Here is a 15,597-nt window from a genome sequence, read left to right as displayed (position 1 = left end):
AAATACGTCATGACTTGTGCCATTCGCTGGGGATACCTGCCCGAGGACAGGATGCTCAAGGCTCCCAGGTCGCTCAGTGTATCCACGGAACAAAGCCGCAGCCCCGTGCTGCTGGAGTATTCCGAGCTTGACCGGCTCCTCGGCATACTCAGAAAGTACCCGTACTGGTCCTCGGCCAACGCCATCACTCTGATGATACTCACCGGAGCCAGCAAGTCCGAAATTCTCGGCCTTCGCTGGGAAGACGTGGATCTTGCCCGCGGCGTCCTCACCGTGACCGCGAGCTTTACCGGACGGCAGCGGCTCATCCCGCTGAGCAGCGAAGCGCAGAAGTTTATTGAAAAGCTGCCGCGGCGCGAGGGCATCCCGTGGCTGTTCTTCACGAGCCTGGGGACGCACCTCACCTACATCACCCGCGACTGGTATCAGATACGCGACGAGTTCGGACATCCTGAACTGCGCCTCCAGGATCTGCGCCATACCTTCGCAAACGTCCTGGTAAGCATGGGTGTCAACCGCGAGGGGCTGCAGACAATCCTCGGTCACTACAGTCCGAAAGCTCTGGATCTGGCGCGTGAGATTCCCTTACGGAAAGGGGCGCAGACGGCAGTTCCTTCCGTCAGTTATCGTAAGACTGCGGAATCTTCCGCTGTGAGCAGGCCGTGAGGATCTTTCCGGAAATTTTGAAATTTTTAGTCTGATTTCAGATAGTTGCGCTGTAACTTTTCTTGAAGAAGTGAAAGTCTCGAGGGAGAGGCATGTTGCTTTCAACCATTATCCAGAGGTTTTCCACAGTAAGGGTTCTTTGTATCGGCGATGTGATGCTGGATCACTTCGTCTACGGCAGGGTGAACCGTCTTTCTCCCGAGGCTCCTGTTCCCGTCTTCAACCGTGAGTCCGACAAGTTCATGCTGGGGGGAGCAGGCAATGTGCTGGCCAATGCCGCCTCGTTGGGCTGTCAGGTCGATATGGTCTGCCTTCTCGGTGACGATGCCCCAGGCAGTATGCTTGATGCAAGGATTCGTGAGGTGTGCCCCGAGCCGCTCTGCATGGTGGAGCCCGATGTTCCGACTATTGAAAAGACACGGATTATTGCCGGAAACCACCATTTAATCCGCATAGATACGGAAGGTATGCCTGCCGGAAATCCCTTCTCCCGGCAGGAAAGGTATTCCGAACTTGCTTCCCGGATCAGAAGGGCCGGCATCGTTCTGTTGTCCGACTACGGGAAAGGGTTTCTTTCGCCGGAAACGTGCCGGATCATCATGACACTGGCCAGGGACGCCGGCAAGCCGGTGCTGGTGGATCCCAAGGGAAGCGACTACGAAAAGTACGCAGGCGCCGCTCTGGTCAAGCCCAATCTCAAGGAATTCATGCAGGCCGGCGGTGTACGGACGGAGCCGTCCGACCCGGATTTTAAACAGAAGCTCTGTGACGGTGCCCGCACATTGATGCGGCGGGGCGGTTTTGACAATCTGCTGATCACGCTCAGTGAACATGGAATGTTTTTTGTGGGTGCCGATGCCTCCATACCTCCCGTGCATATGGCCACACAGGCGCGCGAGGTCATTGATGTGACCGGAGCCGGTGATACCTGCCTGGCAGTGCTGGGAACGGCACTCGGGGCGGGCGCGGATATAGCGGAGGCAATGAAGCTCGCCAACCTGGCGGCGGGCATCGTTGTCGGCAAGCTGGGAACGGCAGTGGTCAGCGCCGCCGAGCTGACGGAACATCTTTTCCGTGGTGAGGTGGTAGGATAATGCGATACGCTCCCCGCGATATCTACAATCATGCGGAAGAATATATTGCCCTCTGTCGAAGACATGCGTCGTCCTCCCGTCTGGCAGCTCTGAAAATCGGACTCTGGGGACTGAAAAGAGCTCTGTTTCCGCGAGATTCCGGTCTGGGAAATACGTCTGAATTTCATGATGACTGTCTGCATGTGGCCTTTGTCCTGGAAGGCGGCATAGGCGATATTCTGATCAATGCAAACTATATGGAAAATTTCGTCAGACTGGCGGCCTGCCGCGTCCAGATCGACGTGTATGCCGGCTGTGAAGTGGACATGCTGTCTGCATTGCTTTCCGGAAAGAGCTTTATTTCCGCATGCTTCGGAGACCGACCACTGCAGCATGCGTATGATGCCGTCATCATGGTTTTGTTCATCCCGAAGTTGTTGTGCTTCGATAAGCAACGCATCTTGTCGCTGGCGGGAGAAAAATTGCAGGCCTGCCTGGCGGACATGGAGGCCTTTTCCGACAGATTTCCCGAGTGGACCGATACGCGAGCGCAGAATTTCGCGGGTCTGCTCTGGTATGCGAACATAAGAAAGATTCACAGAGTGTTCTTGCCTGCCGTCGGAAATATGGAAGACGCCTTTGAAGAGAATCTTTTTTCTCTTCCCGAACCTGAGATTTCACCGGCGCTGGCCGTGAAGTTTCCGTTTCTCCAGACCGGATTCATTGCTGTCAACCGAAGCACGGGAAACAACCAGGAGTCGACCAAGCTGGAGAGTGTGGAAGTGTACAAGCGTGTTTTGAGGAAAATCAGGGAAGAACATCCCGGCATTCCGTTGATTCGCATTGGCGGAAGTATGGGTGAAGATCTGGGATGCGACAGGGATCTCTGCGGAAAAACAACCAGTCATGAGATGATTGCGCTTCTGTATAAGGCGAAGCTTCTGGTCAGCAATGAGGGAGGCCTTGTGCATGTGCGTCACTTCCTCCATGCCGGAAAATCCGTAGTCCTGTTCGGTTCTACCGGCCAGAAGTTTTACGGATATCCGGAAAATGAAAATATCGGAAGTGATTGTTCATGCGAATGGATGCATCGCCGCTGGCAGGAATTTTGCATAAAAAAGTATGCAAAATTTTAATAACAGGTAAACGCTTAAGGATAAAGTATTATGAAAATATTAAAGTATAGTCGTAAGGATGGTGTGATCCGCATTAATATATGCGGGCTTAATGTATTTAAAAGGAAACATGAGTTTAGATTGTACAAATATTATATATTAGGTATAAAAATATTCCAGAGAAAAATACATACATGCAAAACAAAGCATCAAGAAAGTCTTGATTATATGTCGTATATAAAATTTTTGGAAAATTTAAAATTTTATCAGAAAAAAGATTTTGTTCCAATATGTGATATACCATATGTCAGACATACTAATGATACAAAGATAATAGCATATTATCTTCCTCAATATTACCAGATTGATATTAATGATCATTTTCATGGCAAAGGTTTTACGGAATGGACACAAGCAACACAAGCAATGCCGTTATTTACCGGACATGAACAGCCGCAGCTGCCGTATGATCTCGGCTTTTATAATTTATTGAATCCCGACACCTTGAAAAGGCAGGCGGAACTTGCCGGAAGATATGGTATTTATGGATTTTGTATGCACTGGTACTGGTTTTCCGGTCAGAGAATTATGGAAAAACCGATTGATATCCTTTTCGAGCACCCAGAAATAGATATCCATTATTGTTTCAACTGGGCAAACGAAAACTGGACGAAATGCTGGGATGGGGGAAACAATGAACTCATTTTTCAGCAGACACTGAAGAGCAGCGAGGCTCCGGCCTTTTTTCATGATATGTCTAAATATTTTAAGGATCCAAGATACATTCGGATTGATGGAAAACCATTATTGTCTATTTATAAAGTTTCAAGATTTGAAGAAAAGGAGATGTATCTGTTTATTCAAAAATTACGTGAATGTGCTGAAATATCCGGCCTTAAAGGTCTGTATATAACTGTGACAACCGCTGGAGATTGTCGTGGAGATTTCGAAAAATATGGAGCAGATGCTCTTAATGAGTTTATGCCTTATTGTATTAATCGAATTCCTTTTTATCCATCAGGATATGTAAATTCTCAATTTAAAGGATATATTGCAGATTATAAAAAAAATATAGATAATAAAGACTATATGATAAATTATCATACGAATAACTATTATCGATCGGCAATGGTTAATTTTGATAATTCTTCCAGGAAAGCCTATAAAAAGGACTGTATAATTTATCATGGCACAAATTCATATTTATTTAAAATTTGGCTTAAGGATATATTAATAGAAAGTAAACGTATACATGATATGAATACAGATTTTATTTTTATTAATAACTGGAATGAATGGGCGGAAGGCTCCCATCTTGAGCCTGATTTAAGGCATGGATATGCAAATTTGCAGGCTGTGAAAGAGGCATTGGAAATGGTTAGAGGAGTTAACTCAAAAATAATAGAAGATAAGCTTGATTCTATTGATGAATCTATAATTGTAACATTTTATATTCATTGTATCGAAAGTTTTGGGGACATTGTTGCCTGTGAGCCTATTGCAAGATATTTAAAAGAAAGGGGGAAGTCATGTAAAATATATTGGATTATAAAAAAAGAATATGAACAGATTGTAAAATATAATCCAAACATTGATTCTCTTATCTTTGTGAAATGTTTGCATGAAAGTATAGATTTGTGTCAAAAGATAAAGGATAAACCCAATACCATACTCATTGATTGCCATTATGACAACAGAAAATGTGTGGAGACAGGCATCTATCATACCAATTTCAATAACCCAGTTGTCAATGAATCCACCTATTATGATTATGGCTCCCTGCTGCAGGCATTTTGCCTTTCAGCAGGACTTCCAGCTCTGGATATTGCACCTGTTTTCTGGGAGAAGAAAAATATAAAGAATCCATATTCACTTCCTTCAAAATATATTACATTACATTGCAAAGCAGCAGAAAAAAGTAGGAATTGGACTGATAAAAAATGGAATAATATTGCCAGGTACATCATTAATAAAAAAATATATATTGTCGAGATTGGAATAAAAAAGACAATACACTTGGGTTCTCCGTTTTATATTGATTTGACGGGAGAAAGAGATTTTCAGGAGCTGGCTGTTGTCATTAAGAATACGTCAGTTTTTTGTAGTGTGGATTCAGGATTTGCGCATATTGCAAATTGTTATAATATCCCTTCATGTATTATCCTTGGAAAATACAAGAATTTTGATCGGCCTATGCCGTATACCGGATTTTATAAAGCTAATCCGGATAATCTTTTTTATGCAGAACATGCCTTGCCTGCATCCACTGTAGAAGAGAATATTATTATAAAGAATATATTATTGAAATATAAAAAAACTAAATAAAATATATAGATTTCAATATTTACAAGTAATTTATAAGGAGACTTGAATTTATGAATGTACTCATGATTAAATACACACTTGAAGTCATTCTTGTATTGTGTATGATATATTTTTTAAATAGTATTATATATTCATTAAAAAGAGGCAGGACGCTGCTTTTCATATTTTCTGTATCCATGTGTATATATTCCATACGTAAATGTTCAAGATTATTGGAATGGGCTTACACTATCCATCATGCTTTTTTTGAATAGCAGGTAATGTAATATGTTATTTATAATTTTGATTATCTCATCTGTTTTGTGTTCGGCCATTATTGCTGGTGGAAGGGAGCGGCTATTTTTATATCTTCCACTTTCTATTATTGTATTATTGACATATATGCTGTTTTTTGTGTGTTCTTTATTTCATGAAATAGTAACAGAAGGAATGCTTTTAATATATGCCGTTGTTTTTTGCATGGTACTCCTCTTTTTTGTTAGAAAAAGAAAGATTTCTTTTCATTTTCATATTTCTTTTATGGGATGTACATGCATATTTTGTCTATGTCTATTGCTATATTTTCTTGTTCGCAATTTTCCTGCCTGGACAGGTGATGATCAGATGTATCACCTTATCCAGGCCACTCAAATGTTGCAGGAAAACAACTTTAATATACTGAGAGAGTTTGAGGTTGAAAATGCCTGGGGATGCCCGGCCTGGGATTTTTATCCTCAAGGGGGGACACTGCTGTATACGGTTGCAGCGCTGTCAGGATGGTTCTCTTCTCCTCATGCTGCCGTACACTTTTTATGTATGCTTCAGCTTGGTGTCATTTTTTTGACCCTGCGTAAACAAGGTTCTGTTGCCGCTTTGTGTGCTGTCCTTACCGTGCCCGTGATACTTCTGGCATGGACAACGGCTTTCGTTGACGACCTGGTCAGCCTTTTTGTGACGATCACTCTTTTATCCTCTGTCCGCTATATGCAGACGGCGGACAAGCATTGGCTGCGGGTGGTTGCTGTCTGCTATGCGGCTCTGAGTGCAATAAAGCTCTTCGGATATGCCGCTCTTTTCATCCTGGGAATATGTTGTGCCCTGTGGCTGCTTCGGGTGGCGTATGTCGGAGGCTTCCGGTGTTTCCTCAAAGCCCTGCGCCTTCCGGTTTGTCTTGGAGCCGCTGGTTTGCTTGGCATACTTGCGGGATCGCTGCCGTCTATATTTCGGAATATGATCTTCAGCCATTCCGCCTTTTTCCCCCTTGATATTATTCTTTCTTCAACTCTTGCCGAACATGTTTTCTTTTCACGATATCTTTTCCCTACTTTTATTGGTGATAGTCCTCTGCGCGAAGGACTTGCAAATTTATGTATGTCCGGGGGATTCCTCTGGGGTGGAATGTATATGGTTCTCATAGCAAACGCTGTCATCGAATGGAAACATAAAAAAAGAATCAACATAAAGGCAATATATATTGTTTTATTTTTATTATATTTTTTTGTAATATCAAAACGCGATTTTTATAACATCATGCGGTATGTTTCATTCATTCCTATGGTGTGTGCATTTGTGATTTTGGAAAAAGATTTATTAAAAGAAAGAATATGGCGCAACATGTTTTATATAGGAGCAATTCTTAACTTATTGTGGTCTATTCCTATGCTTGGTGCTTTTTCTTTTCCTACGGAATCTCCGCACTTCATTCTGGATGCGGTTACAGCAGATCAACCCAGCACGCGCTTTATCGAACGAAAAACCTTTCCTTCCTGGCGGGTATTGCGCAAGTTGGATAAACTTATTGAGGAAAACCAAGTTCCTTCCCTCGCTGTTATAAATAATCCATTCATTACATTACTACGTGGTACAGCTTTACAGACAAAGGTCAATGTCATCCGTGCAAGAGATTACCTTAGTTTTAAAAATCAGGTGCTCAGCAATAAATTCTTATTTATTCAAGATTATAAGGACTGGATGGAACGCAGTATCAAAACATCTGATGGTCTTCTTTATGTGTATATGAATTTATTTTATACAACATACTATTATCGTAATACATTTCATTTAAATTCTGAAAAGTTCTCTTTAAACGAAGGTGATACATTAATTATTAATAAATTGAATACATGCAATAATTATCAAATATATTTGTATACATCAATATATGAAGAGCCAATATGTATCTCGAATGAAAATATTATTATTAATCATAATTATGATGTACAAAGTATGAATATGTATATTACCTATGAAGTTGACCACATAAACAACCCTATAATTGAAATAACCGACATATTAAAATTTAATATAAAAAATAAAAATGGGGAATTATTGCCAATTTATTTTTACGGAGATGGGTATAGAGAATGGATTGAAGAAAAATGGATTGAAGATATGGTAAATAAAAATATATTACAGTTGGTCGCACGTGATGAAGTTGGGGCTTTATATGTCAATCAACAATACTCTGAAAAAAGGTGAAATATATATGAAATTATTATGCTATGTTATTTTTCTTGTGTTTTTCTGTCCATTGCCTTCCCTTGCGAAGACGGATTTTCTTGTGTCTCCACAAAAGTCAGTCGATTTTTACAAGAGAGAAATGCCGCTGCACTGTGAAGTTAATACATTCCCAAATCAGGCAGTCAGCAAGATACAGGTTAATCTCAGGGAAATTTCCGTATTTCGCCGCATTGAAGTCGCCATGGCTTTTTTAGCAGGCAATGGGCAGGTGCTGGGAATCAACGTCGCCAGAGCCGCAGGCGGTTTGGAAGATATCATGAGTGCCGCCTACTACGACGATCGTTTGAGGCGTCAGCGCGTTGAACTGCGCTCTGAAGGCCGGACGCTGCGTCTCTTTGTTGAACCTTGCTTTTCGGGCGATGACCGATTTCTTGAAATCACTCTTGCGCACGAAAGCCCCCTTGTGGAACTCAAGGCTTGGAGCATTGGTGAAAAGCGTTTGCCCGAAGTGCAGGATTTGCCCCGGCGGTCTCTGAACGAACTTGGAGGAGCCTTTCTTGAACCTGTGGAGACTGTCCGCGTCCTGGGTGTGGGAACAAACGGAATGGAGGAGCGGCAGTTTGATGTTTCTTTCCCTGAGGGCGGCGTCAGGGTGAACGATAGTCTGTGGCTGCTCCTTCCTCCATGCGGTCAGAAGATTCAGGGGGAGGCTGAAATCGCAGTACGGCGAGACGGCGTCGATTTTGAGCTGAACGTTCCGATTTCTCAGTCGCTGACACCTGTTCTGGATATTTTGCCCCATGATCGTATCCGTGCTGTGCGTCTCCATACCAGTGATGGGCCTCCCCTTGATGCCGGACTCGCGCTGGACATCAGGGAGGGGACCGCGCAGACCTTTCCAGCGTTTATAGCAGATACCTGTCTGCCGCCCATTTCATGGGAGGGATTTGAGAGGGAAGAAGATGGCTCAGTGGTCATGGATGTTCCACGCAGGGGGAAGCAGGCACGTTTTGTCCTGCCGGATATGATCTTGCCGTCCCGTCTGATCTTCGAAGAACCTTCTCGAAAAATCAGCGCTTGCATCAGGCGCGGCGATCTGGTTCTTCCTCTTGAGAAACTTCGCCTCCCCGTAACGTCCGGCAAAAAAGACGAGGCGGAAATATGGAACCTCAGGCCGTTTGCGGAGCAGTCCGGGCCGTTTTTTGTGGAGCTTGAAGCGCGAAGCCCCGGAGTGTACCGCGTTGGGCTGCCACGGATTCACGGTATTCACGCTTACAGCGGAAGCCCGATGCTCAGATTCCGCACGCACGGCCTATCACACGAAGTACCTTTTGACAGTCAGGGAAATCCCCCCCTGCGCGTAACATTTGACGGCACTTCGACCTGGAAGGACATGCTCGATGCTGTTCAGGTGAGTCCTGGCTATCATGTCGAACGGGCTGCTTCTGAGGCCAGTCTGGACGAGGAGCAGTATGAAAAAGTCATGCATCACAGGGTTAATCATTTAACGCAAGGTTCTTCCATCACAAAATATATACGTATTATTTTAATGTCAGCCATAATTTTTATTTTTCTATGTGCGTTTGCCATCATGTGCGGAAACAAAGGAAGATATCACAGCGCCGCATGTATTTTATTAAATAAGTATAAATTCAATAGTATTTCGACGTATAATAAACTGAAAATATTTGGTCTGTTCTCCATTGTTTTTATTATGTTATATTTCTGCATAGTGTTTGACTATATAAGGAATTTAACAAGCATGATTCTTACCAGAATGAGGAACCATCGGTTTTGCCGGTGGTGCTCCATTCCAGGCCATAGGGCAGCAACGTTCTTCAGGACGCTGCGCATGCGCCCGGGGAAAGGGAGTATTCGTTCCCGGTTTCCGCCCCTTTGATATCCTGCCGTTTGCCGGAACCGATCAGACGGCATGGGGCGATACCCGGACTGAAGACACTGGTCTCAAACCATAAAGGAGGAAAGATGAGTGACAAGAAGGTGGTATTCAGCAATTATTTTTTCAGAGATCGGCTTATGGGCTTTGCACGGGGTATCATGCTGAAGATATATTCCCGTTTTCCCATACTTTCTCCTAATTCACGATTATGTGCGGCCTTCCGTGGGAAGAAGATATCTGTTCTTGATGCAGGATGCGGAGAGGGAGAACAGATGTATATCACCCGTACCATACTTCCAGATGCGGAAATCACCGGCGTTGATGTTTCCTGTTCGCTCATCTATAAGGATATAGGAACCTTTGTGGCCTGTGATCTTTCCAAAGATAAACTCCCCTTTACGGATGAATCCTTTGACTATGTATACAGTCAGCACGTCATAGAACATCTTGAAGATCCGTTACACTTTATCAAGGAATGCAAAAGAGTACTGAAGCCTGGCGGCGTGCTCTACATAGAATGCCCGGATGTACGGTGGACACTGCTGCCGCATATTCCATTCATCTGTGGGCGGGAAGGCGGGTTTAATTTCTGGGACGATCCTACCCATCTGCGCCCGTGGAGCAGAAACGCCCTGCGCAAAATCGCAAAGATGGGAGGATTCCGCGATGAGGGTATCAAAACCTTTTATGTGCGCAAGTGGGCACATCTGCTTTCGTTCCCGCTGATGTTTCTTTCCCGGAATGATGACTACAAGGTTGCATTTTTGCACAGTCTCCTCGGGCTTTGGTGCGGCATGAAAGCGAGGAAGCTGCCACTCATAAGGCAGTAAGGCCCATCAGAGCTTTGCGCCTGCGCCTGGTGGGAAGCCGCCCCCGAACTGCCGCCCCCGAACTGCCGCCCCTCTGATACCCGGCACTTCCGCGGAACCGGCCAGGCGGGGGCGTCCGGCGGTTTTCAAGGAAGAAAAGACAAGCACGCAAAACCTTATCCCCCGAAACGGAAAATCGGTGAGAGCGGCAGCGAACCATGGGCTTTGCCTGTTCGTATCCTTTCGAAAGCTTGCGGGAAGAGTCCGCCGTCGAAGCTGGGAAAGAAGGCCGGACGCAAACCATTGAGGAGAAACGATGACGGAACGGCAGATTATTCTCGCTTTGTTGGCAGTGCTGACGGGATCCACAGGTGCCATGCTGCTTAAGGCAGGAGCTTCTTCACTTCCTGTGTTCACCAATATACTGGCTTTTCTTTATGATGTTGCAACGTCTCCAAAAGTAGTGCTGGCCATCTTTCTGTACAGCATTCCTTCGTTTATTTCCATATACCTTTTAAAAGAGATGGAAATAAGCGTCTTGCAGCCCGTTCTGGCGCTCACCTATGTCATAACGGCCCTTGGCGGGTGGCTGCTGTTTGGTGAAAACCTCTCCGTGCTGCGACTGTTCGGCATTGCGCTTGTCATCATCGGCGTTGCCTGCGTTGCAAACTCCTGAACGTTCACAGGGAAGTCGTCACCATGAAATCAACTTTCCGTCTGAAACGGTGGGACGCTCATCTTTACGCGCCGTTCCTCGGCGTGGGCAAAGCGCTCTCACGCCTGGGCAGCCGCATCAATACGCCCTGCGAAAGGCCCCTTGTCATCCGTCCGGGAGGCTTGGGCGATCTTGTCTGCTGCCATATCGGCATGGAACTTCTGGGCCTGGATCCGCGTGCGGCGGACTGGTGCATCGAGCGCCGATCCGCCGACTGGGCAAGAGCACAGGGCTTTTCCTTTTTTTGTTACGACACTCTTTCCCCCAGGCAGATGCCGGCTCTGGCGGGTTCGCGGATGCTCATCGTCAATACGGAACAATTTTACGGGCTCAGTCAGTGCTTTGCCCTGGCGCTGCTGCGGCGCGGCGGCAGGCTCTTTTCCTTTGCCGGCAATCGCGCGGCGCGCGTCTCGACCTGCACGATTTCCTACACGCAAAATCAGGAACCTGAAGCGCTGCTGTTCGCACGGCTCCTTGCTGCCGCCTTTTCACTCGAAGCGCCCGCGCACCTTCCCCTGCGTGAACGCCGCTTTCCTTCTCTCGGCCATACGCTGCTTGCCCTCGGGGGGGGAGGAGGAGTCCCATCGCGCAGGCTTTCTCCAGATATCTGGTGCGCATTTGCCCGCACATACGCCTCGGGAAAACTTCTTATTTCCGGCGCAGGCTGTGATGAAGCCCTAAAGCGTGAACTTGCTGCCTTTCTTCCCCAGGCCACGCTTCTTGAAGGGGATTTCAGCGTCTTTCTTGATGCGGTCAAGGGAGCCGAACGGGTATTGACCATAGACTCCGGTGCGGTGCATGTGGCCTCCTTTTTCGGCGTTCCCACCATTGCCATATTCACCAGCAGTCAGGAAAAAAAATGGAGGCCTCTGTCCGGAGGCAGCCGTCTCATTGTCAGGCAGAACGTCCCCTGCAGGCCCTGTGCGGTGTGGGCAGTGCCCGCTGTTCCGTGTGCTCATCATTATGCCTGCCGCGATATTGATCTCGCTGAAGCGCTGCCTGTCCCTGAATACCGGGACGAAGTCCAGGCATCTTCCCATCTGCCCGGGCTTGTTCTGCTTGATTTTGACGGCACACTCACCCGGTGCGACACGTTTCCGCTTTTTCTGCACTTTGCGGGAAAGCGCCGTTTCTGGCGGCAGCTGCCCTTTCTTGCATGGGAGGCGCTTGGCATGAAGCTGGGCAGAGTGACAGCGCAGGAGGCAAAGGAACGCATACTGTCCCGTTTTTTCCGGGACAGGAGCAGGGTCGAGCTTGAAGAGCTTGGCCTGGCGTTCCTGGACGAACTGTTGAAGAACTCCATTTTTCGCCCCGGCGCGCTGGAGTTTATTCAACGCAGCCGGGCGGAAGGAAAAAGGGTCATAGTGGTTTCCGCCTCACCGGAGGAATGGATCCTGCCCTTTACCCGCATGATGAACATTGAAGGTATTGCCACGCGCCTTGTCTATAAAAACGGCAAATTTACAGGGAAGATACTGAAAAACTGCAATGGGCTGGAAAAGGTCTGCCGTATTAAGCAGGAGATTTCAAATCTGGAATCCTATGAAATTGAAGCCTACGGCGACAGTGAAGGCGATCGGGAAATGCTTGCCCTTGCCCGGCGCGCCTTCTGGAAACCCTTTCGTTCCGGCACTGCGGGGGAAAAACTGTCATGACTCTGAATTCTCTTTTGCGGCTTATGCGTATCCCGCACTATACAAAGAATTTTTTCGTTTTTCTGCCGCTTTTCTTCAGCGGACAGCTCTTCGTCATGAGCGCGGTCCAGCGCAGCGCTGTCGCTTTTCTGGCCTTTTGCCTGGCGGCGAGCAGCATCTATATCCTGAACGATATTCTGGACAGGGAAAAGGATCGCCTCCACCCGGTAAAACGGAAACGTCCCATCGCCAGCGGGGAGGTGTCTCCCCGGACCGGCATGGTCCTTGCCGCGGTATTGGCTCTTTTTCTGTTTCTCATCCTGCGGAACCTGGGCAGCGTGTCTGTGACCTTGAGCCTGGCAGCCTATCTCGTACTCAATATCTTCTATGTCTGCCTTGGCAGGAAATGGGCCATTGTCGATGTCTGCTGCATTGCCATCGGTTTCGTGCTGCGGGTTATGGCCGGGAACGCTGCTGTCGGCTGTGCGATTAGTCCATGGCTGGTGATGATGGTTTTCCTGCTGTCCATGTTTCTTGGACTGGGAAAACGCTGGGATGATCTCCGCATTATTGAGGAAGAGATGCCTGTCGGGAATATCCGTGAATCCCTCAACGGCTATTCGCGACGTTTTGTGCTTTCATCCATGACTTTTCTCAGTGCGATCAATACCATCTGTTATATTATGTACACGTTGTCGCCGGAAAATGTGGCACGATATGGCTCATCGTATCTCTATGCTACGGCATTCTGGGTGCTGCTCGGAAACATGCGCTACCTTCAGATTGTGCTTGTCAACCAGAACAGCATGTCGCCGACAAAAATTCTTATACAGGATTTTGGCATTCAGCTGTGTGTTCTTATTTGGTTTGTTCATATTGGTATACTCTTATATTAGTTTCGTCTTGCCTCAGCTCCGGCGGCGTAAGGAGAGCTATGTTTTGTCCCCCCTTCCCCAACCGCCGGAGGCACGTGCGGTGAAAAGACAGAAAGGCATCTTGTATTTCCTGCCGGAAATACGCGAAGAGCGCCGAACTTCCAGTTCGGCGAAAGGCGTCCTCCGGCGGTTAAAGGCAGGGAAAGGCAGGTAAGCAAATGCCTGGGGGCGCAGCCGGTGCAGCGGGCTTGTGTTGACGGTATGGATAAAAATATATAAGTGGATGCCATCCCTAGGCATTCTGAAATCAGCGAGTTTACCGCCAGGGCGATTGTGAAGCGCCTCGGCCTGAAAAAATGAACCAGAGGGGTGGGCCGCTTCTCCCCCTCCCGTGAAGGAGGCTCCATGCGGTATTATTGCCTGGCCTTTGTCCCCGCGCCGGAAGGCGGGTACGCCATCTTTTCCCCTGACTTTCCGGAAATTACCACGCAGGGGAAGGATATTGAGGAAGGCATGGACATGGCGGCTGACGCCCTGCGCTGCATGACGGAAGAATACGCCAGAAGGAAGAAGGCCCTTCCCACGCCCTCCACGCTGGAGGAGGCAAAGAAAAGAATGCGTGCCGGCCTGGCAGCACTGGACATAAACGTTCCGCCGGAGACCATTCTCTATCAGTTCCTTCCCGCGCCTTCCGCCGATCTGGCGCTGGTCAGGATTTCCGCAACCTTCACCCGGCGCACGCTGGAACTGATTGATGCCAAGGCGAAGCTCCACGGCATGACGCGCAGCGGCTTCCTTGCCGCGGCGGCCCGGACCTATGTCTGACCCCTGACAATACCCGTTGGATAAAGGAAGACCATGAACCCCTCGGAACGACTGCTTGCCCTTTATTCCATGCTGCTCCTGTCCGGCAGAGAAATGAGCCGCCAGGATCTGGCCCGCGAACTGGACTGTTCCCCGCAGACCATTGACCGCGACCTGGCGAAGCTGGAGTCCTCGAACTTCGGCAAGCTGCTCTGCGAAAAGCGCGGGCGCGAAGCCAGATTCCGGCTGGCCCGGCCGGCACGGCTGCCCCGGATCTCCCTGGACGCCGAGGGGCTCTGGCAGCTCGCCCTGTGCCGGGCCTTCCTGCTGCGCCTTCTGCCGGAAAGGATGCGGCAGCAGACCCGGAACGTGCTCAGGCAGGCTTCGGCCTACGCCGCAGAAGATCAGGGCCGGGAAAATCAGATGCGGGAAAGCGAGCGGGAAGCCGCAGCGCCGGAAGACGCTTCGGGCGCGGGAAGCTCCGCGGCCAGGGGCGCCATTGACTACACGCCCTTTGAAGACAGCCTGGAAACCCTGACGGACGCCATCCGCAGGCACAGGGTGTGCCGGGTGCGCTACCGTGCGGCCGCAGGCTCAGAGGTCAAGGAGTATTTTTTTGCGCCAAAGAAGCTCATCGCCTTCCACGAAGCGATCTATGTCCGCGGCTGGGTGGTTTCGGAGAGCGGCCGGGCCGTGCAGAAGTACGGCGGCTTCACCGACCTTGCCGTGCAGCGCCTCCTGAAGGCCAGGCTCACCCAGCGCCATGCGGAACACCTGCCCGAGGTCCGCGACGGCGGAGAGGACTTCGGGATCATGGATGGCGAGCCGTTCAGAGTAAGCGTCCGCTTTTTGCCGTCGGCGGCGGCCTACGCTTCGGAGCGGATCTGGAGCGAGGATCAGAACTTCGTCCGCCACCGCGACGGCAGCGCCACCCTGACCATGACGGCGCGCAATGACAGGGAAGTCCTGTCCTGGGTGCTGAGCTTTGCCGGCACTGCCGAACTCCTTTCCCCGCGCCGGCTGAGGGACGAAGTCTCCGCGTGCGTGCGGAAGCTGGCGGCACTTCATGAGGGCGGTGCCCAGTCTCCCACGGTACGTGCAAAGGAAAGGGAAGGGGACGGGGAAGAGAACAGGGAAGAGGATTCGGCCGGCCCGCAGCCATCCTGAGCGCGGGGGCAGGAGATCTTCCCGCCTTTTCTCCCTGAAGCCCGTGCCTGAAGCCGGAACAGCCAGCCACGGGGA

The 15,597-nt window shown here is 48.7% G+C and carries 12 protein-coding genes; all 12 read left to right on the top strand.

The window, feature by feature from the left end; genetic code table 11:
• Positions 1–666: site-specific integrase (locus Q0Z94_RS05310; RefSeq protein WP_298067984.1), on the top strand; the 666-nt coding region annotated here is incomplete at its 5' end.
• Between the two features lie 92 nt (positions 667–758).
• Positions 759–1,760, top strand: coding sequence for a PfkB family carbohydrate kinase (locus Q0Z94_RS05305; RefSeq protein WP_298067983.1), 1,002 nt, complete (start codon positions 759–761; stop codon positions 1,758–1,760).
• Between the two features lie 182 nt (positions 1,761–1,942).
• Entirely contained in the window at positions 1,943–2,875 is a 933-nt protein-coding gene (locus Q0Z94_RS05300) for a glycosyltransferase family 9 protein (protein ID WP_298067982.1), read from the top strand.
• A gap of 30 nt (positions 2,876–2,905) precedes the next feature.
• Positions 2,906–5,179 (top strand): glycoside hydrolase family 99-like domain-containing protein, encoded by a 2,274-nt coding sequence (locus Q0Z94_RS05295; protein WP_298067981.1) that lies wholly within the window; start codon positions 2,906–2,908, stop codon positions 5,177–5,179.
• A gap of 267 nt (positions 5,180–5,446) precedes the next feature.
• Entirely contained in the window at positions 5,447–7,636 is a 2,190-nt protein-coding gene (locus Q0Z94_RS05290; RefSeq protein ID WP_298067980.1) for a hypothetical protein, read from the top strand.
• Positions 7,605–9,518 carry a hypothetical protein gene (locus Q0Z94_RS05285; RefSeq protein WP_298067979.1) on the top strand — a complete coding sequence of 638 codons (1,914 nt, stop codon included), beginning with the start codon at positions 7,605–7,607 and terminating at the stop codon, positions 9,516–9,518. Before Q0Z94_RS05290 ends, Q0Z94_RS05285 begins: the two co-directional genes overlap by 32 nt.
• Before the next feature lie 86 nt (positions 9,519–9,604).
• Positions 9,605–10,348: a class I SAM-dependent methyltransferase gene (locus Q0Z94_RS05280; protein WP_298067978.1), complete on the top strand. Its 744-nt coding sequence runs from the start codon at positions 9,605–9,607 to the stop codon at positions 10,346–10,348.
• Positions 10,349–10,643: 295 nt separating this feature from the next.
• Positions 10,644–11,003: an EamA family transporter gene (locus Q0Z94_RS05275; protein ID WP_298067977.1), complete on the top strand. Its 360-nt coding sequence runs from the start codon at positions 10,644–10,646 to the stop codon at positions 11,001–11,003.
• A gap of 23 nt (positions 11,004–11,026) precedes the next feature.
• Positions 11,027–12,697, top strand: a complete 1,671-nt coding sequence (locus Q0Z94_RS05270; protein ID WP_298067976.1) for an HAD-IB family hydrolase — start codon at positions 11,027–11,029, stop codon at positions 12,695–12,697.
• Entirely contained in the window at positions 12,694–13,572 is an 879-nt protein-coding gene (locus tag Q0Z94_RS05265; protein ID WP_298067975.1) for a UbiA prenyltransferase family protein, read from the top strand. The genes Q0Z94_RS05270 and Q0Z94_RS05265 overlap by 4 nt, the downstream gene beginning before the upstream one ends.
• A 384-nt stretch (positions 13,573–13,956) precedes the next feature.
• Complete coding sequence (locus Q0Z94_RS05260) at positions 13,957–14,376, top strand: type II toxin-antitoxin system HicB family antitoxin (RefSeq protein ID WP_298067974.1); 420 nt, start codon at positions 13,957–13,959, stop codon at positions 14,374–14,376.
• Between the two features lie 33 nt (positions 14,377–14,409).
• A complete protein-coding gene (locus Q0Z94_RS05255; protein WP_298067973.1) occupies positions 14,410–15,522 on the top strand; it encodes a WYL domain-containing protein in 1,113 nt (370 codons plus the stop codon).
• The last annotated feature ends 75 nt before the right edge of the window (positions 15,523–15,597 follow it).

The sequence above is a fragment of the uncultured Mailhella sp. genome (genome assembly GCF_947631555.1).
GTDB lineage: Bacteria > Desulfobacterota > Desulfovibrionia > Desulfovibrionales > Desulfovibrionaceae > Mailhella.
Note: the sequence above shows the minus strand (reverse complement) of the source record. Positions and strands in the feature narration are given on the sequence as shown.